Here is a 25,054-nt window from a genome sequence, read left to right on the forward strand (position 1 = left end):
ACCGCATCGCGAGCAAGCTCACCCCAACAGAATCAACATCGCTCGCCAATCCCCACCCTAACGGACTCAAAAAACACCAAGGACATGGCCAAGAAAACCTCCCTCTTCGAAGACCTGTTTCACATCGCCAGCAAATTACCCTGGTGGATCAGCGCGCTCATTGCGATCAGCTCCGGCCTCTACCTGCACTCGGTAGCGACCGCGCCAATGCCCGTCTACTCCGACCCTCAACAATTGCAGTCGGTAATCTTCAGCACGATGGCGCACACCGGCGCGTTGTTTGGGCAATACCTCCTGCCATTCATCTTCTCCGCCGGCGCGATCGCCTCAATCATCGGCCGCCGCAAACGCCGCAATCTCCTCGAATCTGCCGCCACCACCAAGGGCAACCCTCTGCTGAGCATCACCTGGCACGAGTTCGAATTACTGGTGGGTGAAGCCTTACGCCGGCGCGGCTATTCAGTACAAGAAACAGGCAAGAACGGCCCGGACGGCGGCATTGATCTGATCGCGCGCAAGGACGGCGAGACGTACGTGGTGCAGTGCAAGCAATGGCGTTCGATGCAGGTCGGTCTGCCGGTGGTGCGGGAGTTGTATGGCGCGATGGCGGCTGAGGGCGCTGTCGGTGGCTTCGTGGTCACCAGTGGGACGTTCACCAAACCGGCGAGGGATTTTGCAGCAGGTCGCAACGTGCAACTGGTCGACGGATCGGTGCTGAAGCAGTGGATCGGAGAAGCGAAGAAGCCCGGTCCACGGCCGACGGTCGAGGTGGTGCCAGAGCGTGTCGAGCCCGCAATCGTTGAGCCAGAGGTGGTCGTTACGTCAAGTGCCGCTCCAGCTCCGATTCCCGTTCAAGCGCCCGCTCCAACCGCGACGCCACCCGTCACACGTGAAGCCGAGCCTGAACCTGCTGCCCTGCCCCCAGCGCCTCTGTGCCCGCACTGCCGCAAAACCATGGTGATACGTGTCGCGAGAACCGGCGCCAACGCTGGCGGGAATTTCTGGGGTTGTGTGGCTTATCCGAAATGCCGTGGGATCCGGGCGATTTTCGCGCCGATGACGGTGAAGTAACGCCGCTAGACCAATTGAACACGTCCGCCCCCCCTGACGTGCTTCGCACAAATCTCGCACCTGCAACCCCCGCCGCGGCAACACGCTAGCGGCATCATGAGATGGCGGTGTGTCAGTGGCGAATCAGGTGCTGACACGATTTTCGCGGGCAAGCGCGCTCCTACAGTGGATGTGTGCTTGGCAGGGACTGTCTGGCCGCCCCTCATAAGAAGCGCCGTGCCGCGAAGCCCTGAAAGTTCCCGCCTAAACCCTCTTCCCCACATAACATTTTCGCTAACAAATAGTTACCCGGGTTTCATTTGCCCCCGCCGCCCATCGTTCCTAAAGTGGCTTCACCCCATCGAACCCGCCCAACGCAGGAACGATGGAAACCCACACCCAAGCCGGAGAACGTCAAACGCCTGATCAGCTTTTAGCATTTTGTTTCTGTCGTTCGCTGCGTCGTTGCTCCCGACGTGGTGCCTCCAAGCTCCAAACTTCAGCCGCTCCCCAGCGGCTTTTTTTTGCTCAGCATTTGCTGAATCCGGCCTGCCATCTGCGCCATATCAGCGACCGGGCGCGCATGAAGCCGACCGCAAACACCCACACGCAAAACATCGCCCAGTAGTCGCGCAACCTCTGTCATGTCCAAGACCTCCATCCCTTGCCGCGTGATGAACTGCGTCCCCAATCGCAGCGCCTGGTGCCCGGACCGTGAAGGATCAACGCAAGTCCCAATGAGAATCCCCTGCGCCTGCAACGCATGCATCACGGCGCGCGGATCAGCATCAAGAGACAGCGGCAGCAAGAGTTGATGGGTGTGCACTTCGCCGTCGTTGGCCCCTATGACCGGCAAACCGGCATCAACCAGCGCCCGATGCAACCCCGCGCTGTTGCTGACAATGCGGGCAGCGTATTCGCGGCCACCGGCTTGGGCTTCAGTGAGGGTGACCGCCAGGGAGGGCAGCCGGCCGGCGTCGTAGTTGGCGAGCAGGCGGGTGTCGAGCAGGTTGCGCAGTGGCGTTGCGTCTTCCGGGTCGCGGCCGAGCACCAGTCCTTGCGGCCGGCCGGGCAAGGTTTTGTAGGTGGAGCTGCTGATGAGGTCGACGCCGGCGGCAAACGGATTGGGGTACGTGCCGCCGGCGATCAGGCCGAGCACGTGGGAGGCGTCGAACAGGGTTTTGGCGCCGACCGCACGGGCGGCGCTGACCACCGGGGCGATGTCGTCTGCCTTGATCATGACGCTGCGTCCGAGCACGACGAGCTTAGGGCGGGTTTGGGTGATCATCTCTGCCGCGCGCGCTGCGTCGAGCTGGCAGTTGCGGCGGTCGAACGGCAGGTCCTCAACGATAAGGCCTGCCAATTCTGCAGTCCCGCCACGGCGCTGGCTCAGGTGCCCGCCGTGCTCGGCGGCGGGTGCCAGCACTTTGTCGCCCGGTCGGCAGTAGGCGTGGAAGATGGCCAGGTTGGCCAGGGTGCAGCTGGCCAGGCGGACTTCGGCCCATGCCGCGCCGAACAGGGTAATCGCGGCGTGGCTGGTGAAAGTTTCAAGCACACTGACCAGCTCGGTGTCTGGCTGTTCTTTGTGGCCGGTCGGGCCCATCGCCGGGTAGGCGCTGAGCGCGGGGTTGTAGGCGGCCATGGCGCGTGCGCTGGGGAGGTTGGCGCCGGCGTAGAGCATCAGGCGCTGGGTCTCCAGTTGCGGCAATCGGTCGGCACAGGCGGCGAGCAAGGCATCGAGATCACGGGGCATGGTCGGCCGCCTCCTTAATGACGAGTCAACGACGAATGGAATTCGGGTGCTCGGATTCATCCCTGACCAGCAGCATCAGGGCGTCGCGTTTCTCCAGCAGGTGGTGGCGCAGGATGCTGCTCAGGCGCTTCCCGTCCCGGGCTTGCAGGGCCTCGATCATTTCTTCGTGATCGTGCAGTGCGCGGTCCCACTTTGGGGCTTGATGATTGGAGAGGAAGCGTAATGCGTGGATGCGCCGATTCAGCGACAGGTAAACCTGACGCAGCGCCGAGTTGCGCGCGGCCAGGTTGATCAGGTCGTGGATGGCGCGGTTGCGCTGGTAGTAACCCGGCAGGTCGTTCTGGTTTTTGCTGACCACCATGGCGTAGTGCAGCGCTTTGATGTCGTCGATTTCCTGGGGGGTGATGCGCTCACAGGCCAGTTCCCCGGCGAAGGCTTCGATGCCGCTCATCAGCTCGAAGGTTTCGCGGATCTCCAGCTCGGACATGCGCGCAACGCTGGCGCCACGGTTCGGGTTGATCTCGATCAGCCCTTCCATGGCCAGCACTTTCAGCGCTTCACGCAGTGGCGTGCGGGAGATGCCGAGGGTTTCGCACAGCTCGCGCTCGTTGAGCTTGGTGCCCGGGGCGAGCACGCCCTCAGTAATAAAGCCGCGCAGGTGATCGATGACGATGTCGTGCAGGCGCTGGCGTTCGACTTTGGGGATCAGTCGTGCAGCCGGTTGGTCGCGCGGTTGGTCGGTTATCTCGTCAAAATTTTGCATACAAAATCCTTATCGGACCCGCTCTAGCACAGAGTCCTTATTCGAAAATGCTCCAGTTCGCTGGGAAGATTAGCGTAATTAGGCCGTTTGACACAGCAATGCCCTGTGCTAGGTTAATTTTGAATTCAAAATACCAAATTATAAAAAACAAGGAGTCACCGATGCTGAAGCTCGATTTCCACCCTGCCGGTCGCCACTTCCTTCAGATTCCCGGACCTAGCCCGGTGCCGGATCGTATCCTTCGTGCGATGAGTTACCCCACCATTGACCACCGCGGCCCGGAGTTCGGCGAGCTGGGGCTTAAGGTGCTGGAAGGCATCAAGCAGATCTTCAAGACCGTGCATCCAGTGGTGATTTATCCGGCGTCGGGCACCGGTGCCTGGGAAGCGGCGCTGTGCAACACCCTGAGTTCGGGCGACGAAGTGTTGATGTTCGAGACCGGCCACTTCGCGACGCTGTGGCAGAAGATGGCCCTGAATCTCGGCCTCAAGCCGCAGTTCATCGGTCGGCCCGGCATTGAAGGCTGGCGCGGCGGCGTCGATGCGCAAATGATCGAAGACCACCTGCGCGCTGACGGCGGGCATCGCATCAAGGCCGTCTGCGTCGTGCACAACGAGACCAGCACCGGTGTGACGTCGGACATCGCTTCCGTGCGCAAGGCCATTGATGCGGCGGGCCACCCTGCCCTGCTGCTGGTCGACACCATCTCCGGCTTGGCCTCCGCCGACTATCGTCATGACGAGTGGGGCGTTGACGTGACGGTTTCCGGCTCGCAGAAAGGCCTTATGTTGCCGCCCGGCATCAGCTTCAACGCCCTGTCGCCGAAGGCCATCGAGGCCAGCAAAAGCGCCGGTTTGCCACGCAGTTTCTGGGCGTGGGACGAGATCATCGAGATGAACAAGACCGGTTACTGGCCGTACACGCCGAACACCAACCTGTTGTACGGCTTGTCCGAGGCGCTGGACATGATCCTCGGCGAAGGCCTGGACAACGTGTTCATCCGTCACAACCGCCTGGCGAAGGCCTGCCGCACCGCCGTGACGGCCTGGGGCCTGGAGATTCAGTGCGCCGACCCGAGCGTTTACAGCCCCGTGCTCACCGGCGTGATGACGCCTGAAGGCATCGACGCCGACCAAGTGCGCAAGACCATTTACGAGCGCTTCGACATGTCCCTCGGCACCGGCCTGGGCAAGATGAAAGGCCGCATGTTCCGCATCGGCCACTTGGGCGACTGCAACGACCTGATGCTAATGGCCACCCTGACCGGCTGTGAAATGGGCCTGCAGATGGCCGGCGTAAAACTTCAGTCCAGCGGTGTTCTGGCCGCGATGGATTACTTGGGAGGGCAAGCGGTGCCGCTGCGACGCGACTGACGCAACACTTGGCTGCGGCACACCCGCAGCTTTTTTGACACATCTCACTATCCCGAATCATCGCGTTGTCAGCGAACACAATAAGAAACTGGAGATAGCACATGAAGTTTTTACGTCTGCGCCCCACCACGGTGGTGCTGTTCATGCTGTGCGCCATGTATTTCATTACCTACCTGGATCGCGTCAATGTCAGCACCGCCGCCGTCGGTTTCGGTAAAGAATTCAACCTGAGCAAAACCGAGATCGGCATCGTCTTCTCGGCCTTCGCGTACCCCTACCTGATCTTCCAAATCATCGGCGGCTGGGTCAGCGACCGCTTCGGCGCCAAGCGCACGCTGGTGGTGTGCGGGCTGATCTGGGCCAGCGCCACAGTGCTGACCGGTCTGGCCGGCGGCTTCGTCTCGCTGATCGTCGCGCGGATATTGCTCGGCCTCGGTGAGGGCGCCACCTTTCCGGCTGCAACAGCGGCAATGTCCCGCTGGATCCCCAAAGAGAAACGCGGCTTCGCCCAAGGCATCACCCACGCCTTCGCCCGTCTCGGTAACGCGTTGGCGCCGGCAGCGATGATCGCGGTGATGGCCACGTATGGCTGGCGCGAATCGTTTTACGTCTGCGCGGCCACCAGCTTTGTCTGGGTCATCTTGTGGATGGCGGTGTTCACCGAGCACCCGAAAGACCACCCGCGCATTTCCAAGCAGGAACTGGACACCCTGCCGCCGCCGAAAGTGAAATCCAGCGTCGTGCTGCCGTGGGGTCGCCTGTTCAAGCGCATGGCCCCGGTCACGATCGTTTACTTCTGCTACGGCTGGACGCTGTGGCTGCTGCTCAGCTGGGTGCCGATGTACTTCATGAACATGGGCCTGGATTTGAAGGGCACGGCGATTTTCGCATCGACGGTGTTCTTCGGCGGCGTGGTCGGCGACACCCTGGGTGGCATCGTCAGCGACCGCATTTATGCGCGCACCCAGGACCTGAACAAGGCGCGCAGTCTGATGGTTGCGGTGTGTCTGGGCCTGACGCTGCTGTCGCTGGTGCCGCTGATGTTCACCAAGGACATGCACATTTCCCTGGCCTGCCTGGCGATCGGGTTTTTCTTCTCCGAGATGACCATCGGCCCGATGTGGGCGATTCCCATGGACATCGCGCCGGACCATTGCGGCACCGCGAGCGGCATGATGAACACCGGATCGGCCATGGCCGCCATCGTCAGCCCTGTGGCCGCCGGTCTGTTGATCGACACGTTTGGCAACTGGCAGCTGCCGTTTCTGGTCAGCATTGTTCTGCTGGCGATTGGCGTGGTGCTGTCGTTCCGCATGAAGCCACAGAACAAGTTTGACTACGGGCAGCCGGCTGCGCCGCTGACAGCGGGTGCGGAACCGGCGCCGGTGGTCAGTAAATAAAGCGACAACGGGGGCCGCCTCCGTCCTGTAAGGTGCAGTCGAGCCCACTCAATGGAGCATTCTTTTGGACACTGACACCCAACCTTCGCGCCTGGCGCAGCTGATCGTCGATGGGCAGAACAAGCGCAGCCTGTTGGGCGAACTGGATTTTGACCTGAATCCGACAGACCGCGACGCGGCGTACCTCACGCAACAGAAAATCCTGCGCCTGCGTGGCGTTGAAGCCGGCGGCTGGAAGATTGGTTCGAAATCCGCTGACGGCCCGATCCAAGGCTCACCGCTGCCCCGCGACTGCCTGTTCCCGTCCACCGGCACGCTGGACCGCAGCGTCTATCCGCCGGTGGGTCTGGAGCTGGAGATCGCCTTTCGCTTCAACCGCACCTTTAGCCCGCGGGATGAGGCGTACAGCGACGAAGAAGTCATGGCGGGCATCGGCGAAATGGCGGCGTCCATTGAGGTGGTGTCCAGCCGGTTTGCGGCCTGGCCAAAGATCGAGCCGCTGACGCAATTGGCCGACTTGCTTAACCACGGCGCCCTGGTGGTGGGGGATTTCGTACCCTACGACGCGTCCTTTCCCTTTGTTGAGCCGACGCTGACCTTCACGGTGAATGGCGAGACCATCGTACCGTCGAAAGTCGCCAACCCGGCAGGCGACCCGCGCCGGCTGTTGCCGTGGCTGGTCAACCATCACACCCTTAATGGACTGCCGTTGCCCGAGGACTTCGTGATCACCACGGGTTCTTATACCGGCATGCACCTCGCCCAGGGCATGGCTGAGGTGATGGGGCAGATCAATGGGCTGCCGCCTGTATCTCTTACGCTGGCCTGACGTTTTATCTCGCTGTCATAAAAAAAACCCGCCGATTTGGCGGGTTCTTTTTTGCTGTGAAGCTTTTAGTCAGGGCGGCGGACATACGACCGGTAAACAGGCTGCCAGAAGTCTTTCTCGATCGCTGCTGACAGTTCAGCTTCCGATTGCGGCGGCGCTACACTGTCGCGCTGGGCCGCCATGCCGACAGCGAACGCGATGCGCTTGCTGACCGACTGAACATCCCGCAACGGCGGCAACATCTGCCCTGCCGCGGCACACTCTGCCAGCGCCTGGGCCGACGCCATCAGCATGCCGTCGGTGACGCGGGTCGCCTTGCTGGCGATGGCGCCAAGGCCAATGCCGGGGAAGATGTAGGAGTTATTGCACTGGGCGATAGGGAAGGTTTTGCCCAGCACCTCAATGGGCAGAAACGGACTGCCCGTGGCCACCAGCGCCTGCCCGTCGGTCCATTGCAGAATGTCCTTGGGGTGCGCTTCGATCTGCGAAGTCGGGTTGGACAGCGGCATGATGATCGGCTGCGGGCAATGGCCGTGCATGGTTTCGACGATCTGCTGGGTGAACAGTCCGGCCTTGCCCGACACGCCAATCAGCACCGTGGGTTTGGCGTTGCTGACCACCTCATGCAGCGAGGGCCAGTGGGCGCTGAACGCCCAGTCGTTCAACGATTCGCTGGAGTGGGCCAGGCGCTGTTGGAAATCGTAGAGGCCCGGCTGGCGATCGGTCAGCAACCCTTTGCTGTTGAGCAGATACACCTGACTGCGGGCCTGGGCTTCGGACAAGCCTTCGAGCTGCATGGCGGCGATGATTTGCTCGGCGATCCCACAACCCGCTGACCCGGCGCCGACGAAGGCGACGGTCTGATCGGACAAGCGCTGGCCCTTCATCTTGCAGGCGGCCAGTAAGGTGCCCACGGTGACGGCGGCAGTGCCCTGAATGTCATCGTTGAAGCAGCACAGCTGATCGCGAAAGCGAGCCAGCAACGGCATGGCATTGGTCAGCGCGAAGTCTTCGAACTGCAGAATGGCTTCCGGCCAACGGCGCTGAACGCCCTCGACGAATGCCTGCACGAACGCATCATATTCAGCGCCGCGAACACGTTCCTGGCCACGGCCGAAGTACAGCGGATCCGCCAGCAGCGCCGGATTGTTGGTGCCCACGTCGAGCACCACTGGCAGCGTATAAGCCGGGCTGATGCCACCGCACGCCGTGTACAGCGACAACTTGCCGATGGGAATGCCCATGCCGCCAACGCCCTGATCACCCAGGCCGAGAATGCGCTCGCAGTCGCTGACGACGATGACTTTGACGTTGTCCTTGGTGACGTTGTTGAGGATTTCGTCGATTCGGTCCTTGTCGGCGATGCTGATGAACAAACCGCGATGGCTGCGGTAAATGCGGGAAAATTCCTGACAAACCTTGCCGACGGTGGGGGTGTAGATGATCGGCAGCATCTCGTCGAGGTGGTCGTCGACGACGCGGTAGAACAGCGTTTCGTTGGAGTCCTGAATGGAGCGCAGGAGAATGTGTTTATCCAGATCGGTCGCGCAGGCCTGGTACTGGTGATAGGCGCGGCTCGCCTGTTGTTCGATGGTTTCGACCCGCTCGGGGAGCAGGCCTTGCAAGGCAAGGGCTTCGCGTTCGTCGAGGCTGAACGCTGTGCCTTTGTTGAGAAGCGGAGTGCCCAACAACGTGGGCCCGGCGAAAGGGACTTGCAAGGTGCGATCAGTGGCATGGGTCATGTCTGTCTCCTGTGCTTATTGTATTTTGAATTCAATGTACACCTTTGGCCTGGAAAGCCAACCGTGGAGGTGTTCACGATTCTTCGGACCTGCATATTCCCTGGGAAGACTGCGATCATCCCGTAGGACTGGCTTTAGCCGGGAAAGCGTTGGGTGTCTCGCTGCAAATGTTGTGTTGTCCATGCGGGCCTCTTCCCGGCTGAAGCCGGTCCCACTAAACACCGCGTACACCCAGGGAATTGGCTCATGCCGCATACCCTGTGGGACCGGCTTTAGCCGGGAAAGCGTCAGGCGTCGCGCTGCAAATGTTGTGTTGTCCATGCGGGCCCCTTCCCGGCTGAAGCCGGTCCCACTAAACACCGCGTATACCCAGGGAATTGGCTCATGCCGCATACCCTGTGGGACCGGCTTTAGCCGGGAAAGCGTCAGGCGTCGCGCTGCAAATGTTGTGTTGTCCATGCGGGCCTCTTCCCCCAGGGAATTGGCTCATGCCGCATACCCTGTGGGACCGGCTTTAGCCGGGAAAGCGTCAGGCGTCGCGCTGCAAATGTTGTGTTGTCCATGCGGGCCTCTTCCCGGCTGAAGCCGGTCTACAGATACACCACGATCATCCAGTGGGACCGACTAAGGCCAGCATCGCCCTCACGACTATCAACCTGCCATCACCCTCAGGCAAAATGCCGGACCTATGTAGGAATTATCCCCAGGAGTGGTCGGAATGCGCTTGTTCAGTTTAAGAACCCTGCTGGTCTGCACCGCTTTGGCTTCATGCCTGGGCATGGTCGGCGCGCAGGCCGCGACCAAAGCCAAACCCGCGCCGAAACCTTCCGGGCAAAAAGTCGCGATGCTCGGCGGCAAATTCGCTTTTACCCTGCCGAAGGACTACGTCAAAGGGCCGATGGAAGAGATCGACGCCAAAGCCAGGGCCGCCGGCGTCACCGGCTCGCTGTACATGAACAAGCCGGCCAAGCGCGTGGTCATCATCACCGAAGCGCCGCTGCCCAATGACCAGAAGGTCGGCGCCAACGACAAGCCAACCCTCGACGGGATCATCGCCGACACGCTGCAACAGCAGCAGTCCAGCTACAAGGACTTCAAGAAGCTGGGCGAGAAGAAGATCGTACGAAAAGGCCTCGGCATGCGTCAGCTGGATATCTCGGGCAGCGTAGACGGCGGCCGTGTGCTGAGCACGACGATTACCGCGGCCTACGGCAAACGCACGGCAATGGTCAACGTGATCTCCCTGGCGAAGGATGCCAAGGCCCATGGCGAGGTGGTCAAGGGTGTGACCGGCGGCAAGTGAGGACTGCTGCTTTTTGGGCGGCGATTGCAGCCGGAAAAGCAGCGATTTCAGATCCACCGTCGTAAGACGCCGGTAGGAACAGAGTCTGATTCATTCCGGCAACGTCAGTTGGGTCCCGCCCGGATGCGCCTTGATCACGCTGTAAGGCAAGACCGACCAGTCGGGACTCTCACACGCACGCATCACCCGGGCGAAGGACGGGCCAAAAACGATGCCTTTTTCGGTGAAATACCACGACGGAAATTCCCACACCGACGGGTCGGTGTAGTCGCAGTCGTCTTCAGTAGCAGGCTTCACCATGTCTGCCGGGTGCGCCGCTTTCAACTGGTCAACGAGCCAGGGGGCGAGGACTTTGCCGCGGTAGTCCGAATACGTGTCGAAACTCGTGCCACCCTCTTCATCACGTTCGTAGTGAAACGGCGCGCCCTTGCCGATCCACAACACATCTTCCAGTGTCAAGGCCTTCCCCGAGCTGGCATCCAGATTAAGCGGCGAATCGCCGAAGTCCGGGTGCGCACCGCCGCAATCGTAATCGGTGAAGACGCTCAAACTCACGATGCCTGGCGTCAGCAAGCGCGGCGTGACCGTCTGGGCGAAATCACCGCCGTTGCGACTGGCGTTGAGCATGCACTGGTGGTAGCTGACAACCTCCTGCCACAAGCGCGAGCGCAGTTGCTGATTGATACGGGTGGCCTGATCCGGCGCGTAACCCGACGTGATTTCAAACATCGAGACGCCCGACTCCGGCTCGACCCACCATTGCAGCCGGTGGCCCATAAATGTAGCGTTTTTATCCGCCTTGAGGTTCAGGTGCGTGAGCCGCAGGTAGTCGTACGCCGATTGTCTGTAAATGTCCTGCCAACCCGGTTCGGCGGAAGCATCCGGCGCGCCGATGGCGTGTTCGGCCAGTTGCACCTTGTAGGACTTGCCCTTGCTGCTCCAGTCTCCGGTCCAGGTCGCGTCCGAATTCTTGTGAAGCACCAGTTTCGGCAACTTGGCTTCGTCGTCGTAGCTCAGGCCCTCGGTCAGCGTCAGATCACTCCCTTTGGAGGTACCGGAAAGCGGCAGGTCCTTGTGGTACTTCTCGTAGAAATACCGGCCCGACACGTTTTCAGCGCTGGTGAGGTCGAGCTCGACGACGATGGGCGATTTACCCAGGGTGCCTGTCAGAACATGGACCGCACTCTCGGCGTGCAGGGCCAATGGCGCCATCAGCGCAGTGAGGCAGGTAATACGCAAAACGGAGAGAGAAACAGGCATCAGACGTCCCTTGTGATGATGCTAACGAGTCGGGACGGTAATCTCGCGAATCGCGGCGCGTCTGGCAAGGGCCAGCGGTGTTTCCCTCACAGCCTGACAGTCCACTCACCGCCTGCCTTCAACCGCCATCCGCACCGCAAACCCGAACAACACTGTGCCCATCAGCCAGCGCTGCACCGTTGCCCAACCGGGCTTCTGGGTCAGAAAAACGGCGATGGACCCCGCCGCCATAGCGACTACGGCGTTGACGCTCAGGCTGACCACAATCTGCGCGCTGCCCAGGATCAGCGATTGGCTGAGCACACGGGTGCCGTCGCCGACCGTAATGAACTGCGGCAACAGCGACAGGTAAAGCACCGACACCTTGGGATTGAACAGGTTGGTCATCAGGCCCATGAGAAACAGCTGCCGGTTGCTGTCCTGGGGCAACTCCTTTAATTGAAACGGCGAGCGACCCCCCGGTTTCACGGCCTGCCAGGCGAGGTACAGCAAATACACGGCACCGGCCATGCGCAGCGTGTCGTAGGCATAGGGAACCGCCATCACCAGGCCGGTGATGCCAAACGCCGCGCACAGCATGTAGAAGACAAAGCCGACCGCCACGCCGCCGAGGGAGATCAGGCCCGCCTTGCGTCCTTGTGAGATGGATCGCGAAATGACGTAAATCATGTTCGGCCCTGGCGTCAGCACCATGCCGAGGGCGATCAGGGAAAAAGCGATGAGGTTTGAGAGTTCAGGCATCGGAGGCTCCTGCCGGCGTGATGGTATGCGCATCCGAACCGCGCCGAATGGCAGCGATATTTCAGCCAAACTGCGCAGAACGGTCTATATACAGATGGCCGGAAAACACGCCATGACAGACGACACGCGTCACCTGTCCACACGGCACCTGCACCCCCGCACTCTCCGGCGACAACCGGCGTGAATTATTTGCTCAATAGTGGCCAACTGCTCTTCCCAGCATCCCGTCGGCGAGGGACACTCGGAGTGGTTGGTCGTGACCGATGTATCAGTCGGGAAGCTGCGTTATTACCCGGTAGAGCGCTATGAACACTTCGGTCCAAAAAGGTCTCTCCTTCGCCAGACGCATGTACCTGCCGCGCAGCATTGGCCTGGGCATTGGGTTCTTCGCGGTGGCTGCAGCGCTGTACCCTTCCCATCCGCCGGCCTGGGTGTGGATCGCCATGATCGCCCACGGTTACGGCTGGCCGCACATGGCCTACCAACTGGCCAAACGTTCAACTCAACCGTACGCCGCCGAACGCCGTAACCTGATTTACGACTCGCTGGGCGGCGGCTTCTGGGCAGGGGCGATGGGGATCAGCCCGCTGCCCACCGTGACGGTGCTGTCGATGATGGCGATGAACAACATCGCCGCCGGTGGTTTGCGTCTGTTTGTTTTGGGTTCGCTGGCGCAAATAGCAGGCGCGCTGGTGGCGTACAAGATTTTCCTGCCGGCGTTGTTCCCCCACGTCACTCAACTGCAGGTATTCGCCTGCCTGCCCATGCTGGTGATCTACCCGATGGCCATCGGGCTGGTCTGTTATCGCGTGGCCGTGCAGCTGTCCAGAAGCAAGAAGGCGCTGGAAAAACTCAGCACCACCGACAGCCTCACAGGCCTCATGAACCACGGCGCGTGGAAGGATCGACTGGCGCTGGAGTTCAATAAATGCCAGAAGCACAACCGCCAGCACAGCGTGGCGCTGATCGACATTGACCACTTCAAGACCATCAACGACACCTACGGCCACATCACCGGCGACAACGTGCTCAAGCAACTGAGCAACGCGCTGTCGGCGAGCCTGCGTCAGACCGATCTGGCCGGCCGCTACGGCGGCGACGAATTCTGCGTCATCCTGCCCGACACCTCTCTGACCCAGGCGATCGAGATACTCGAACGCCTGCGCCGCACGGTCCATGAACACGCCCACTCAGCCCTTCCCGATCTGAAATTGAGCCTGAGCATCGGCGTCGCGGCGTATGGCACGCACCAGACCGACGCCGGCCTGTGGCTGCATGAAGCCGACATGGCGCTGTACGACGCAAAAAGCGCCGGCCGCAATCGTGTCACTCCGGCGCAGCCGTCCGGCAAGGTGGGTGCGCGCGAGGGTGCTGCGCTGGGGTGAGTCGGCGGCGTAGATGATCTATCGAAGATTCGCTATTCGCTGCAAGCCAGGGCATCGGTCGGAGCCTTAACCTGCTTGAGCAGCTCAAGCGGCGTCATGCGCGTCAGCAGGTTGTGCAGGCTGTCGCCCAACATCAGCGGCCCATACAACCCTTCTTCCCGATCGAGATGCGCTTGCTGCACGTCGCGGTAGGCTTCGGGGTAGATGCTTTTTTCGATCGGCAGCAGCCGGTCGTAATGTTCCAGCAAGCCGTGAAAGACGATGCGCCGCTCCGTGACGCCGCGGGTGGTGGCGATCAACTTGATGAAGAAATCCGAGTCGCTCTGGCGCATGGCTTCGTACGCGGCGTAACGCTCCGCCAGGGTGTACGCGCGGGAGTCGTCAAACACCACGCAGCACAGGTCCTGACGCGAGCGCGAGCCGAAGGGGTTGTTGGTCGCGCGCCGGCGATTGATCTGCGCCAGCGCGAAAGCCACCGCCCGTTCGGCCTGGTTCATGCGCTCTGTGCTGCCCAGGCTGGAGAGATCATCCAGCGCGGGGGCCTGACGCCCCAGTCGCTCCACCTCTGCGCTGAAGGTGGCAAACACGCCGTGGGGTCCGAGCCATTGCTTGTGCAACTCGCTCAGCTGGTCTCTGGACAGCCGGCTTTGCTCATCGACCAATTGCTGAAACGCGGTTGAAGTGTCCACATTAAAGTCTGCATCGATGCACGGTTGCTTCAAGGGCTCAGACGTTACGATTTGAAGGGTCATCGATTCCATCCTTATTATTGATCATTATTGTGGGGGCATCATCGCGAACACGTTGACAGGGCACATCAAAGTACTGAAACAGGGTCATGATTCAAAAGGCCGCTAATTACGACGCAAACGTCATCATGGCAAAAAGGCCGACGACGGCTTTAAAAGTTCAGCGATTAAATCGGGTTAATTATGCACTTACTGTCCAGCGGAACAATCCGTCAGATGTAGGGGTGCTGTCAGTTTTTTCTTGCGCACTGGGGAAATATGCAGAGCGATGAGCTGCGCCCGATTTTTGACTTCGCTCTTCCTCAGCAACGACGAGACATGGTCGCGGGCCGTGTAATCACTGATCCCCAGACGCTGGGCGATCGCCTTGTTGGTGAATCCCTGGAGCACAAGATGAAGAACTTCCTGCTCCCTGGGGGTGGTCTTTTTCAATGGTTTACGCTTGCGTTGTTCTTCTATCATTGGTCCCCAACAGTCTCCGCGACTTGCCGGCCCTGGCATTGAATTAGCCAGGGCCATAACAGTGTTCTTATTGATTTTTAAGTCTCTAAGCATTAGAGAATTTGCACAGTCAAGCCCGGTTAATAACCGAACCATGATAAGTAAAGTTTCCTACAAATATTAGTGAAGCATCCCCATTGCCCCTGCAGACAATCTACACACGCACGACCCAGTGCAAAGCCATGGGGATATATAACAGCGGGTCAGTTGTATAGACGGGGACAATAAACGCTGCAAATGATAATTACAATCATCTGTTACAAATCAGCGGATCAATCGTTTCAAACGCTGCGCATTGGGAATCCGCGCCATTGAGTCACAAGAAGGGGCGCCATTGCGGCGCCCCTGCCCGTTCAGTTTCCAGCCTGTGCCACCCGCGGGTCATCAACCTGCATACCTTTGCGCAGGCCAAAGACCATGGCCGTCACCAGACCGACTGCACCCATGATCACGCAATAGCCCACGCACACCCACGGGCTCCACGGCATCAAGGCAATCAGCGCCAGCGGCGTGGTGCTTGCCCACAGGGCGTAGCTGATGTTGTAGGTCAACGAGATGCCGGAGACGCGAATGTTCGCCGGGAACAGTCCGACCATGACCGAAGGCACGACGCCGACGATGCCGCAGGCCAGACCGGCCACCGCGTAAGCAAGGCTCAACGGCAACCAGTGAATGACCAGACTGGCGTAGAGCACGCCGACACCGACGGGCAGCAACAGGCTGTAAAGCACCACGCCGCGCCAGGCGCCGATGCGATCGACCAGCCTGCCGGCCAACACGCAGCCGATGTTGAGGAAAACGATACCGACGCTGCTCAGGGCGAACGTGTCGCTGGGGCTCATGCCGAAGCGCTGCTGCATCACCGTAGGCGTGATGACCACCAGCGTCACGACCGCGGACGTCAGCACGCAGGTCAGCAACGCAGCCGGCAGCAGAGATTGCCGGTGCTGGCGTAGGACAGCGCGCAGCGGCAGCTCAGTCGTCTCTGCCCGTTGAGCATGCATCGCCATGAACACCGGCGTTTCGCTGAGCCAGCGCCGCAGCCACACGCCGATAACGCCGAATACGCCGCCCAGCAGAAACGGGATGCGCCAGGCGTAATCGAGGATTTCCGCGTGGCTGAACACTTTCGCCAGCCAGGTCGCCGTCAGTGCACCAATGAGGTAGCCGAAGGTCAGCCCGGCTTGCAGAACGCCCAACGCATAACCGCGATGACCTTTCGGCGCGTGCTCGGCGACGAACACCCAGGCGCTCGGCACTTCGCCGCCGACGGCCGCACCCTGAAGGATGCGCAGCGCCAGCAGGATCAATGGTGCCCAGTAGCCGATTTCAGCGTAGGTCGGCATCACGCCGATTAGCAGACACGGCAGCGCCATCATCAGGATGCTGAGGCTGAACACGCGCTTGCGACCCAGTTTGTCGGCGAAGTGCGCCATCAGAATGCCGCCCAGCGGGCGCGCCAGGTAGCCGGTGACAAAGATGCCGAAGCTTTGCAGCAGACGCAGCCACTCGGGCATTTCCGGCGGGAAGAACAGCTGACTGAGCGTCAGGGCGAAAAATACGAAGATGATGAAATCGTAGATTTCCAGCGCCCCGCCCAGTGCCGCCAGGCCTAGGGTTTTGTAGTCTCCCCGGCTGATGGGTTGTGGGCGTGGTCGAAGAATGGCTGTCATGAAAGACCCCAAATCACAGGTTGAAACGCACTCGGGTGCGACAAAGGCGCGCAGGATAACAAAGCTGACGGCTTGCGGGCGGATCGCTGACGGCTGACGCGTTTCAGCGGCTGATTTAAAAATTCACCGTCGCCGACACCCGCGCCGTACGCGGTGCGCCGAGAAACAAATAATCGTCCCCCAGGTATTCCCCCGCGTCGCGCCAGTAGCGCTTGTCGAACAGGTTGTCGACGGTCAGGCGCAAGACCGTGTCGTAGCCCTCGATTTTTGTGCTGTAGCGGCCGCCCGCGTTGAACACCGCGTAGTCATCGACTTTCACCGAGCCCTCGCGGTTGGCGTATTTGCTGGAGCTGTATTGAGCGCCGCCCAACAGCGCCAGCCCTTGAATCGGCAGTGCGTAATCGGCTGAGAGGCTGCCGCGGAATTTGGGCACGTTGATCGCCTGATGATCTTCGTACGCCGCGGTGCCGCTGTCTTCAACCCGCGCGCGAATGGCCGCGACGCTGGCCGATATCTGCAGCTGCGAGGTCACGTAGCCATTGGCGCTCAGCTCGACGCCGGTGTTTTTCTGTTGGCCCTGCTGGACGAAGGTCAGGCTGCCGTCGTCGTTGGGTTTCGAATACTGATAAGCCTGGCGGGTCTGGAACACCGCCGCAGTGAAACTCATGCGCCGCCAGTCGTATTTGACCCCGGCCTCCAGTTGGCGAGAGACCGTCGGTGCAAGGATTTCCCCGACATTGCTGTCGAACACCGACGCCGTGCCGCCCAGGGAAAGCCCTTTGCTGTAGCTCGTGTACAGCGAAACATTGTCGATCGGTTTGTAGATCAGGGCGGCCTGGGGCAGGAAGATCGAGCGCTCGGTGTGACGGTTCTCGCTGCCGTCCTCGTTGTAGGCCTTCTCGTCGAGCTTCACTTCACGCCCGCCGATGACCGTTTGCCAGTGTTCGTTGAAGCTGATGCGGTCGGTGGCGAAGAGCCCGTACTGGCGACTGTCCAGGCGCCGTTCGGTGTGACCCACGGACAGGTCCGAGGGTGCAAAGGTGTCCGGCGTCTCGTGGATGTTGCCGGAACCGACGTATTCGCTGAAATACGGCCGGGTGTCGACCGTGCGCCTGAACGCACTGCTGCCGAAGGTCAGCTCATGCTCGAGCCAGCCGGTGTCGAACAGGCCGGTCATCGACGCTTCGACTTCATCGTTGCGCCGCGTGTCGTCCGGGCTGCGGAAATCGTAGATGTCGTAGCCGCCGCTCGGCGTGAAGTGCCCGGTCAGCGGCTCGGCAGGGCAGTCGCTCTGGAAATAGCAGCCGTAGGCGAACGCGCTGTAATCGTCGATGACCACGCGGCTGCGTGATGCGCTGAAGCTGGCTTTCCAGTCGTCGCTGAGGCGGTACTCGTAACGGCCGGTCATGTTCAGCGAGTCGATGCCCACCGGATTCGAGCCGCTTTGATAGCCCAACAGTTTACGCGGCGAAGCGTCATGGGGCAGTTCGGTGCCGCCCAGCAGTTGATAGCCCGGCACCGAGCGCTGTTCTTTGGTCTGGTATTCGACGTCGAGCTGCAGGGTGGACTGATCGTTGATGTTCCAGTCGAACGCCAGCGAGGCGAAATCCCGCTGGCCATTGGCGTGCTCGACGTAAGAGCGGATGTCCTCATGGGCGACGTTGGCGCGCAGGCCGAACTGCTTCTCGCTGCCGAACCAGCCGCCGACGTCCGTGGCGATGTAGCGCTCGCCGTGCTCGTTGGTCGAGACCGTCACCGAGCGCACATCTTCCGGGCGTTTGGTCTTGTAATTGATCACGCCTGCAGGCTCGGACACGCCGCTCTGCAGGCCTGACAACCCCTTGAGCAGCTCGACCTGTTCCTTGTTTTCCAGCGCCACGTTCTGCTCGCCGGTGATACTCCGCCCGTTGATGCGGTAGCTGTTGGCGGCGTTGAGCGAGAAACCGCGCACGACGAAATTCTCGTAATAGCCCACCGGCGCATAACTGTCGCCTACCGAGGCGTCGTTGCGCAGGACATCGCTGAGCAGCTTGGCCTGCTGGTCCTTCAGCCGCTCGGCGGTAAACACCGATATCGACGCCGGTGTATCGCGCAGCGGCGCTTCGCTGAACCCGCCAACCGACGCGCCACTCGCCTGATAAATCGACTCCTGCTCCCCGGTCACCCGCAGCGCATCCAGCGTCACCGGCTCGACTTCCTGGGCCGCCAGCCATGGCGAAGCGAAGGCGATACTCAGCGGCAACAGCCGACGGGTGAAGCCGGCAGCGGAACGGGACGAGGTGATCATCGGCGGTTGAATTCCTGGAGAGGGACAGTCGGGCAACGAGAAACGCAGGCCAGTTCGGCGGCGCCTCTTTTACGTTCTGCGGAGGGTTTTTACAACCGGGATTGATGTGAAGTACAGGAAGGGGCGTGAACTAAATCACGAATAATCATCCGATACGGAAGTCTGGATGCAGATCTTTCCAGTGCGCGCGCAACGCGTTCTTCTGCGTATCTGGCATGGGGCTATTTTCCAGCGCATCGGGCCATAGAGTTCGCGCGCTGTCGATGGTCGCTCTCAAGTTGTAAAGGACCGGTCGCCAGGGAATGTCACCGTATTCAGCCCACTTCTTGAAGTGCTCGAGTGACATGCCGTACCAGCTTCTGGCCTTGGCCATATTCAAGGCAGGCTTGGTCTCGTCGGCGATGTAGGCCTTGGTCGTGACAATGTCATAGGCCGGTGAAAGCTCGGCGTTCCGACCGTCGCGATAAATCATGCTCCAGTTCTTCAGGTGTGCATCGCCATTGGCGAGCAGCACATTGACCAGTAACCGCCTCGCCATCTGTATGGCATCACGCTGCGCGTGGAGCGAGCTCCGATATACCAGTTTCCCAATCTGGTCAGAACTTGCATTGCGGTATTTATCATGTGCGTACGCGAAGAATATCTGCGCGAAATCTTCGGCATGCACCCGCACATTTCCTGGCAGACGGTCGAAACGACGTATGCCGTAAGCGAGCGATTCATTCGGCAGGTTTATATTTGGCAGCGCGTCGATGTCAGCCATCGGAATCAGTCTGATCTCCGGAATATCGACGCCGGCGAGCGCTGCCAGCGTCATTGCCGTGTATTCATTTAGCGGAACAAACGGGCGGATCGTCGAAGGCGTCTTGATAATCCAGTCGCCAGGCGCATCAGGATCACCGGTGATGTACCGCCCATCCCTGTCACGCATGGAGAATTTCATCTGCACGCCGGCCAGCGAAAAATGCGCCTGGCTATCAGGAATATCGACGACAGTCGGATCGATTTTCCCACGGTGCTGCAACGCAAGGCCGGGAATGTCTGCAGCGTTCATTCGCTCTGCCACCAAAGCGCCCGGCAAGTCACGACCCAGCCAGGTGAGCAGTGGAAATTCGTTGTCGCGGTGGACCTTCATCGCTTGTGAGAGAAAATCGCGCAATGCTCCTTCCGGCAGAAGGTTGCTCAACACTGGATGCAATTTGTGAGCAGTGAGATAGGGATGCCGTTTGGCCAGTTGCTGCGCAAATGCGACAGGGTCGGTGTGCGACAGCGTCAGCGGAAGTCTGGCTTGATTCTCGATGTACTCGGGCGCCAGCGTGAACACGTTTTTGCCATTGGAGTACCCCGCAACGTAGCCCACACGCTCTCCCTGAAGGGTCAGCTGTAAAGCCGCCACCGTTTCATCAGCCATCAGAGATCACCCCACGGACTTTCGTCGGCCTCATGGATGAAATGCTCTGGAGCTGAAGATTCATTGGCCTGCGCCACGTACGGACGATCAATGTCGTGTTCGGCCTCGCTGGCGAGGATTCGCTGCACGGCGACAAGCTTTGACTTGGGAACGAGAAGCAGAGCGGCATCGAGGCCTTCTGCGATCTGGTCGAGGGTCGTCAACCGCGGATTTCCACCCGCTTCGATCTTGCCGTACTGCTGGCGTGTCAGGCCCGCACGCAGAGGCATCTGCTGAATTTGCAGGCCTAGCGTCAGTCGTCGTTTTTTAATTTGGTCCAGCAGGGTGGTTTTCATGGAAGCCTCACTGTCGAGCAGCGAGTATGTAATGTATATGGTTCAGGTCAAGCACTGAGAGCCTTATACGACTCATTTATTCAAAAAGAGCCATATGGCTTACCTAGGGCAAAAATGAACCCTATTGGGCTCATATTTCAAAAGATGAGCCACATACATTACAAATGGATTATTGCTCCACCTTCAAACCGACCTTCAACAGCTTCCCGTTGTCCTCATCCGTCAGCACATACACGTAGCCATCCGGGCCTTGCCGCACGTCGCGGATGCGGGACTTGAGCTCACCGAGCAAACGCTCCTCATGCACGACCTTGTCGTCCTTGATTTCCAGACGAATCAGCTCCTCGGATGCCAGCGCGCCGATGAAGACGTTGTGGTCCCACGCCTTGAACGTGCTGGAGTCGTAGAACGCCATGCCGCTGACGCCTGGGGATTTCTCCCACACGTGGAACGGGTTTTTCACGCCCTCGACTATCTTGCCCTTTGACTCGGAAATGGGCTCGCCGCTGTAGTCGATGCCGAAGGTCGAGATCGGCCAGCCGTAATTGGCGGCGCGTTCGATGATGTTGATTTCGTCGCCGCCACGCGGGCCGTGCTCGTTGGTCCACAACGTGCCGGTCCAGGGATTGAGCGCGGCGCCCTGTTGGTTGCGGTGACCGTAGCTCCAGATCTCCGGACGCACGTTTTGCTGGCCGACAAAGGGGTTGTCCTTGGGCACAGTGCCGTCGGGGTACAGGCGCACGACCTTGCCCTGAAGCTTGTCGAGGTCCTGAGCCGTGGCGCGGTCGTTGTTTTCGCCCAGCGCGATGAACATGTAACCGTCGCGATCAAAGACGATCCGCGAGCCGAAGTGGTTGCCCACGGACAATTTCGGCTGCTGCTGAAAGATACGGGTGAAGCCTTCCAGTTGGGTCATGTCTTCCGAGAGTCTTGCGCGCCCCGCCGCCGTGCCGCCGGTTTTTCCGTCGCTCGCGGCCTCGGAGTAGGTCAGGTACACCATGCGGTCCTTGGCGAAATCCGGCGACAGCTCGACGTCCAGCAAACCGCCCTGCCCTTGCACCCAGACCTTCGGCACGCCGGAGATCGGCGCCGACAACTTGCCGTCGGGCGTCACCCGGCGCAGGTTGCCCGTACGCTCGGTAACCAACATGCCCTGGGCGTTCGGCAAGAACGCCACGGCCCACGGATGCTGCAGCCCGCCGACGACCTCATCGACGGTCAGCGCGCCGCTTTCGCTCTGGTAAGTAGCGGCAGTCGCCTGCACGGAGATGCCCAGTAATGCGGAGGCGCATAAGGTCGCGAGCAAGGTTTTGCGGAGGGCGAGCTTGTGAAAACGGGTGGCGCGCAACATAGGCAATTCCTTATGAAGTGGAAGAGAGACTGACAGTGATGTCAGTTGCTGCGGCGTTCGGTATCGCCGGAAGGCCGAGCGGGTTGTTGCCGTGTTGGATAACCGTTGCCGATGCCACCGTTTTCAAGGGTGGGCGGACGAGGTTGGGAGGGCCCCAGATTAGGGCCACCGACACGCGGCGCGATGGACTCGGTGCCCTGACGGCTGTTGGGATTGGCGCGGCGAACGGCGCCGTTGTCGGGGACATTGATTGAGCGACTCGGGTAGCCGGCGGCCGCCAGAAGCGGCAGCGAGTGCGCGGTGTGATCATCGGCCTGTGCCAAGCCGGCCGACAGGAGACCGCCGAGCAAGACGACGGCGAGGCGTCGCGGGAAACTGTTCATCATTTACCTTCTGTGGGATGGGTAACGATTCCGGTCTTTGATGGCGATCGAGCCCGTAGGTTCGCGCTGTCACGGTGGATGAGCAACGTGTAGGACCTTTCGCTTTGTAACAAGAGTAGTCGGCGGGCCTGTCGAACAGACGCCCTGGACGGGCGACGCAATGGTGTGGGTTCACGCAATCCCCTGTAGGAGCGCGCTTGCCCGCGAAGGCGTTGGGTCAGATTGCATCTTCGTCACAGACACACTGCGTTCGCGGGCAAGCGCGCTCCTACAAATGCGTGGCGCGGCGACATGCAGAGGCAGGACTGAGCAATTTGTCGCCTGCTGCACAATTCTTCCAGACCTGCCGTAAGCTGCGCGATAACCTGACTGCACCGACTGCCAACCCGCGCCGTCCAAGACTTGCCACCCGCACAGCCCAATCAACGAGGCCGCGATGTCCGACCGCAACTGGATCGAGCTCAAGCAGGACGCCACGTCCGGCATCGAGACAGTGCGCGCGCATTTCGAGGGCCATGCCTACGATCCGCACTGGCACGACAGCTATCTGGTGGGCATCACCGAACAGGGTCTGCAGCAATTCAACTGCCGTCGACAGCAGCACAACAGCACGCCGGGCAAGGTGTTCCTGCTTGAGCCGGGCGACATCCACGACGGCACTGCCCCGGAAGCGGGTGGCTTTACCTACCGCACCTTGTACCTGGACCCGCGCTGGCTGGACCGGGAATTGCGCGCGCAGTTTGAAGAAGCGCCGGACAACGCCCAGCTGAGCTTCGCGGCGACGCTGGCGGAAGACCCGCGCCTCGCCACAGCCACCGCCAATGCCTTCGAAGCGATGCACCACGACGAACTGCGCATCGTCCGCCAGACCGCGCTGGATCACCTGCTCGCCAACCTGACCAGCCACTTGCGCTGGCGCACCCTGATCGACCCTGATCCGCGCTTGCCGCTGGTGGCCCAGCGAGCGCGGGATTATCTGCACAGCCACTTGCATCAGGACATCGGCCTGGACGATCTGGCGCAGGTGACCGGCGTTGACCGTTTCCGCCTGAGTCGCGCGTTCAAGGCAGCCTTCGGCCTGGCGCCCCATGCCTACCTGATCCAGTTGCGCCTGACCCGCGCCCGGCATCTGCTGGCGCGGGGCGAAGCGCCTGTCAGCGTCGCGGCTGCGCTGGGTTTCGCCGATCAAAGCCATCTGGGCCGCTGGTTCCAGCGCGCCTATCGCATGACCCCGGCGGACTATCGCCGACGCTGCTCAAACGTTCCAGACTGACCGCCCACGGCGCGCCGATCATTGCCCCACAATCAATGACCGCCGAGTGGCCTTATGCAAACCCTCCTGCCCTTTCTGCTGTTCGCCTTCGTCGCATCCATCACGCCTGGCCCGACGAACATTCTGGTACTGACCAACAGCTCGCGCTACGGCCTGCTGCGCACATTGCCGATTGTCCTCGGGGCCTGCGCCGGTGCGGCATTGCTGGTGCTGATGGTCGGCACCGGATTGGGCGATGTGCTGGCGCGGCATCGACAGGTGCAAACGCTTATGTCATGGGTCGGCATCGCCTGGCTGACCTGGCTGGCGTGGCAGATTTTCAGCGCGCCCGCCGAGGCGATAGACACGACGCAACAGCGCAGCGGTCCGACACTGGGCCTGTGGGGCGCGGCGAGCCTGCAACTGGTCAACCCGAAAACCTGGATGATGGCGCTCGCCGTGGTCAGCGTCTTTGCAGGCACCGACGCCGACCGCATGCTGCGAGTGATGTGGCTGTCGCTGGCGTTCTTCCTGATGTCGATCCCGTGCATGAGCGCCTGGGCCTACCTGGGCGTCAGCGCCGCCAAATTCTGCCGCTCGGCGCGGAGTATGAAGCGCTTCAATCAAGGGATGGCGGTGTTGTTGCTGGTGTCGGCGTGGTTGACGTTGGTGGTGTGATGGGTGGAAGGAACATTGGATGTTTCTGAAGGATCTGCTGGATATGGGACTCAGCGGCACGCCTCGGTCATCGTCGATGCAACCCCGCGAATTTACCTGCCGATGCACGGACTGTGGGAGCGAGCTTGCTCGCGAAGGCGGTCTGCCTGCGCCATCTCTCTCGCCTGCCCCACCGCATTCGTCAGCAAACTGACTCCCACAGGTTCTGTACCTGACGCTGGAACACGGCCTCTTTGCAAGCAAGCTCACTCACACATGGCCGATGTTAGCGGCGTGACGGCGCTGCGTCAGGACAGCTGGGCCCCTTACAAGTCCTGCTGATTTGCCGAGTTATCGAATCAAACCTCAATCCCGTGGAGTGACGCTGACTACTCGCCGATGTCCTCATTCCACAGCTCGGGCTTGTCGGCAATGAACTGCTTCATCAAGCCCACGCACGTCTCGTTGTGCAGCACCTCTACCTGCACGCCACGGGACTTGAGCAGCTCTTCTTCGCCCAAGAACGTCTCGTGTTCGCCGACGATGATTTTGCGGATGCCGTACAGCAGGATCGCGCCGCTGCACATCGCGCAGGGCGACAGGGTCGTGTAGAGCGTGGCTTCGCGGTAAACGCGAGCGGGCTGGCGGCCGGCATTTTCGAAGGCGTCCATTTCGCCGTGTTTGATGGCGCTGCCTTCCTGGACGCGGCGATTGTGGCCACGGCCGATGATCTTGCCGTCGTGGACGATGACCGAGCCGATCGGAATACCGCCTTCATCGAGGCCCTTCTGCGCCTCATCAATGGCCGCTTGCATGAACGGGTCCATGGTCTCTCCTTTCCTTCGTGACAGGGGAT

22 protein-coding genes are annotated in these 25,054 nt (G+C 60.8%); 8 read left to right on the forward strand and 14 right to left on the reverse strand.

Features of this window, described 5'->3' with window-relative positions; all coding sequences use genetic code 11:
* The first annotated feature begins 84 nt into the window (after nucleotides 1-84).
* On the forward strand, nucleotides 85-1,071 hold the full coding sequence (locus tag EC919_RS25245; protein WP_133777021.1) for a restriction endonuclease: 987 nt from the start codon (nucleotides 85-87) through the stop codon (nucleotides 1,069-1,071).
* A 478-nt stretch (nucleotides 1,072-1,549) separates the two neighbouring features.
* Here EC919_RS25245 and EC919_RS25250 read toward each other — a convergent pair whose 3' ends face one another.
* Nucleotides 1,550-2,803, reverse strand: coding sequence for a glycine hydroxymethyltransferase (locus tag EC919_RS25250; protein WP_133777022.1), 1,254 nt, complete (start codon nucleotides 2,801-2,803; stop codon nucleotides 1,550-1,552).
* A 25-nt stretch (nucleotides 2,804-2,828) separates the two neighbouring features.
* Nucleotides 2,829-3,566, reverse strand: coding sequence for a GntR family transcriptional regulator (locus EC919_RS25255; protein WP_133777023.1), 738 nt, complete (start codon nucleotides 3,564-3,566; stop codon nucleotides 2,829-2,831).
* Between the two features lie 161 nt (nucleotides 3,567-3,727).
* Between EC919_RS25255 and EC919_RS25260 the strand changes: the two genes are divergently transcribed.
* From EC919_RS25260 to EC919_RS25270, 3 genes are all read left to right on the forward strand, one after another.
* A complete protein-coding gene (locus EC919_RS25260) occupies nucleotides 3,728-4,939 on the forward strand; it encodes a pyridoxal-phosphate-dependent aminotransferase family protein (RefSeq protein ID WP_133777024.1) in 1,212 nt (403 codons plus the stop codon).
* A 101-nt stretch (nucleotides 4,940-5,040) separates the two neighbouring features.
* Nucleotides 5,041-6,339, forward strand: coding sequence for an MFS transporter (locus EC919_RS25265; protein ID WP_133777025.1), 1,299 nt, complete (start codon nucleotides 5,041-5,043; stop codon nucleotides 6,337-6,339).
* Nucleotides 6,340-6,403: 64 nt separating this feature from the next.
* Entirely contained in the window at nucleotides 6,404-7,168 is a 765-nt protein-coding gene (locus EC919_RS25270) for a 2-keto-4-pentenoate hydratase (protein ID WP_133777026.1), read from the forward strand.
* 65 nt (nucleotides 7,169-7,233) lie between these two features.
* Here the strand turns inward: EC919_RS25270 and EC919_RS25275 are convergent, their stop codons facing one another.
* Nucleotides 7,234-8,910: an NAD-dependent malic enzyme gene (locus tag EC919_RS25275; protein ID WP_133777027.1), complete on the reverse strand. Its 1,677-nt coding sequence runs from the start codon at nucleotides 8,908-8,910 to the stop codon at nucleotides 7,234-7,236.
* A 718-nt stretch (nucleotides 8,911-9,628) separates the two neighbouring features.
* On the opposite strand from EC919_RS25275, the gene EC919_RS25280 reads away from it, so the two are divergent.
* Entirely contained in the window at nucleotides 9,629-10,213 is a 585-nt protein-coding gene (locus EC919_RS25280) for a polyribonucleotide nucleotidyltransferase (RefSeq protein ID WP_133777028.1), read from the forward strand.
* A 90-nt stretch (nucleotides 10,214-10,303) separates the two neighbouring features.
* On the opposite strand, the gene EC919_RS25285 is transcribed toward EC919_RS25280, so the two are convergent.
* Together EC919_RS25285 and EC919_RS25290 are read right to left on the reverse strand one after the other, a co-directional pair.
* Nucleotides 10,304-11,473: an RsiV family protein gene (locus EC919_RS25285; protein ID WP_133777029.1), complete on the reverse strand. Its 1,170-nt coding sequence runs from the start codon at nucleotides 11,471-11,473 to the stop codon at nucleotides 10,304-10,306.
* Between the two features lie 105 nt (nucleotides 11,474-11,578).
* Nucleotides 11,579-12,214, reverse strand: a complete 636-nt coding sequence (locus EC919_RS25290) for a LysE family translocator (RefSeq protein ID WP_133777030.1) — start codon at nucleotides 12,212-12,214, stop codon at nucleotides 11,579-11,581.
* Between the two features lie 305 nt (nucleotides 12,215-12,519).
* Here EC919_RS25290 and EC919_RS25295 point away from each other — a divergent pair, with 305 nt between their 5' ends.
* A complete protein-coding gene (locus tag EC919_RS25295) occupies nucleotides 12,520-13,599 on the forward strand; it encodes a diguanylate cyclase (RefSeq protein ID WP_133777031.1) in 1,080 nt (359 codons plus the stop codon).
* Between the two features lie 32 nt (nucleotides 13,600-13,631).
* Here EC919_RS25295 and EC919_RS25300 read toward each other — a convergent pair whose 3' ends face one another.
* The 8 genes from EC919_RS25300 to EC919_RS25335 form a co-directional block, all read right to left on the reverse strand.
* Nucleotides 13,632-14,351: a hypothetical protein gene (locus EC919_RS25300; RefSeq protein WP_133777032.1), complete on the reverse strand. Its 720-nt coding sequence runs from the start codon at nucleotides 14,349-14,351 to the stop codon at nucleotides 13,632-13,634.
* A 186-nt stretch (nucleotides 14,352-14,537) separates the two neighbouring features.
* Nucleotides 14,538-14,810, reverse strand: a complete 273-nt coding sequence (locus EC919_RS25305; RefSeq protein WP_133777033.1) for a helix-turn-helix domain-containing protein — start codon at nucleotides 14,808-14,810, stop codon at nucleotides 14,538-14,540.
* A 392-nt stretch (nucleotides 14,811-15,202) separates the two neighbouring features.
* Nucleotides 15,203-16,522: an MFS transporter gene (locus tag EC919_RS25310; RefSeq protein WP_133777034.1), complete on the reverse strand. Its 1,320-nt coding sequence runs from the start codon at nucleotides 16,520-16,522 to the stop codon at nucleotides 15,203-15,205.
* Between the two features lie 115 nt (nucleotides 16,523-16,637).
* Nucleotides 16,638-18,809 (reverse strand): TonB-dependent siderophore receptor, encoded by a 2,172-nt coding sequence (locus tag EC919_RS25315; protein ID WP_133777035.1) that lies wholly within the window; start codon nucleotides 18,807-18,809, stop codon nucleotides 16,638-16,640.
* 145 nt (nucleotides 18,810-18,954) lie between these two features.
* On the reverse strand, nucleotides 18,955-20,220 hold the full coding sequence (locus EC919_RS25320; protein ID WP_133777036.1) for a type II toxin-antitoxin system HipA family toxin: 1,266 nt from the start codon (nucleotides 20,218-20,220) through the stop codon (nucleotides 18,955-18,957).
* Nucleotides 20,220-20,555 carry a helix-turn-helix transcriptional regulator gene (locus tag EC919_RS25325; protein ID WP_133777037.1) on the reverse strand — a complete coding sequence of 112 codons (336 nt, stop codon included), beginning with the start codon at nucleotides 20,553-20,555 and terminating at the stop codon, nucleotides 20,220-20,222. The genes EC919_RS25320 and EC919_RS25325 overlap by 1 nt, the downstream gene beginning before the upstream one ends.
* 169 nt (nucleotides 20,556-20,724) lie before the next feature.
* A complete protein-coding gene (locus EC919_RS25330; protein WP_133777038.1) occupies nucleotides 20,725-21,906 on the reverse strand; it encodes a PQQ-dependent sugar dehydrogenase in 1,182 nt (393 codons plus the stop codon).
* 41 nt (nucleotides 21,907-21,947) lie between these two features.
* Nucleotides 21,948-22,289: a hypothetical protein gene (locus EC919_RS25335; protein ID WP_133777039.1), complete on the reverse strand. Its 342-nt coding sequence runs from the start codon at nucleotides 22,287-22,289 to the stop codon at nucleotides 21,948-21,950.
* Nucleotides 22,290-22,725: 436 nt separating this feature from the next.
* Between EC919_RS25335 and EC919_RS25340 the strand changes: the two genes are divergently transcribed.
* Together EC919_RS25340 and EC919_RS25345 are read left to right on the forward strand one after the other, a co-directional pair.
* Nucleotides 22,726-23,562, forward strand: coding sequence for an AraC family transcriptional regulator (locus EC919_RS25340; protein ID WP_133777040.1), 837 nt, complete (start codon nucleotides 22,726-22,728; stop codon nucleotides 23,560-23,562).
* A gap of 54 nt (nucleotides 23,563-23,616) precedes the next feature.
* Nucleotides 23,617-24,219, forward strand: a complete 603-nt coding sequence (locus tag EC919_RS25345; RefSeq protein ID WP_133777041.1) for a LysE family translocator — start codon at nucleotides 23,617-23,619, stop codon at nucleotides 24,217-24,219.
* Between the two features lie 368 nt (nucleotides 24,220-24,587).
* Here EC919_RS25345 and EC919_RS25350 read toward each other — a convergent pair whose 3' ends face one another.
* Nucleotides 24,588-25,025 carry a nucleoside deaminase gene (locus EC919_RS25350; RefSeq protein WP_133777042.1) on the reverse strand — a complete coding sequence of 146 codons (438 nt, stop codon included), beginning with the start codon at nucleotides 25,023-25,025 and terminating at the stop codon, nucleotides 24,588-24,590.
* Nucleotides 25,026-25,054: the final 29 nt, after the last annotated feature.

Source organism: Pseudomonas graminis (genome assembly GCF_004364335.1).
Classification (GTDB): Bacteria; Pseudomonadota; Gammaproteobacteria; order Pseudomonadales; family Pseudomonadaceae; genus Aquipseudomonas; species Aquipseudomonas graminis_D.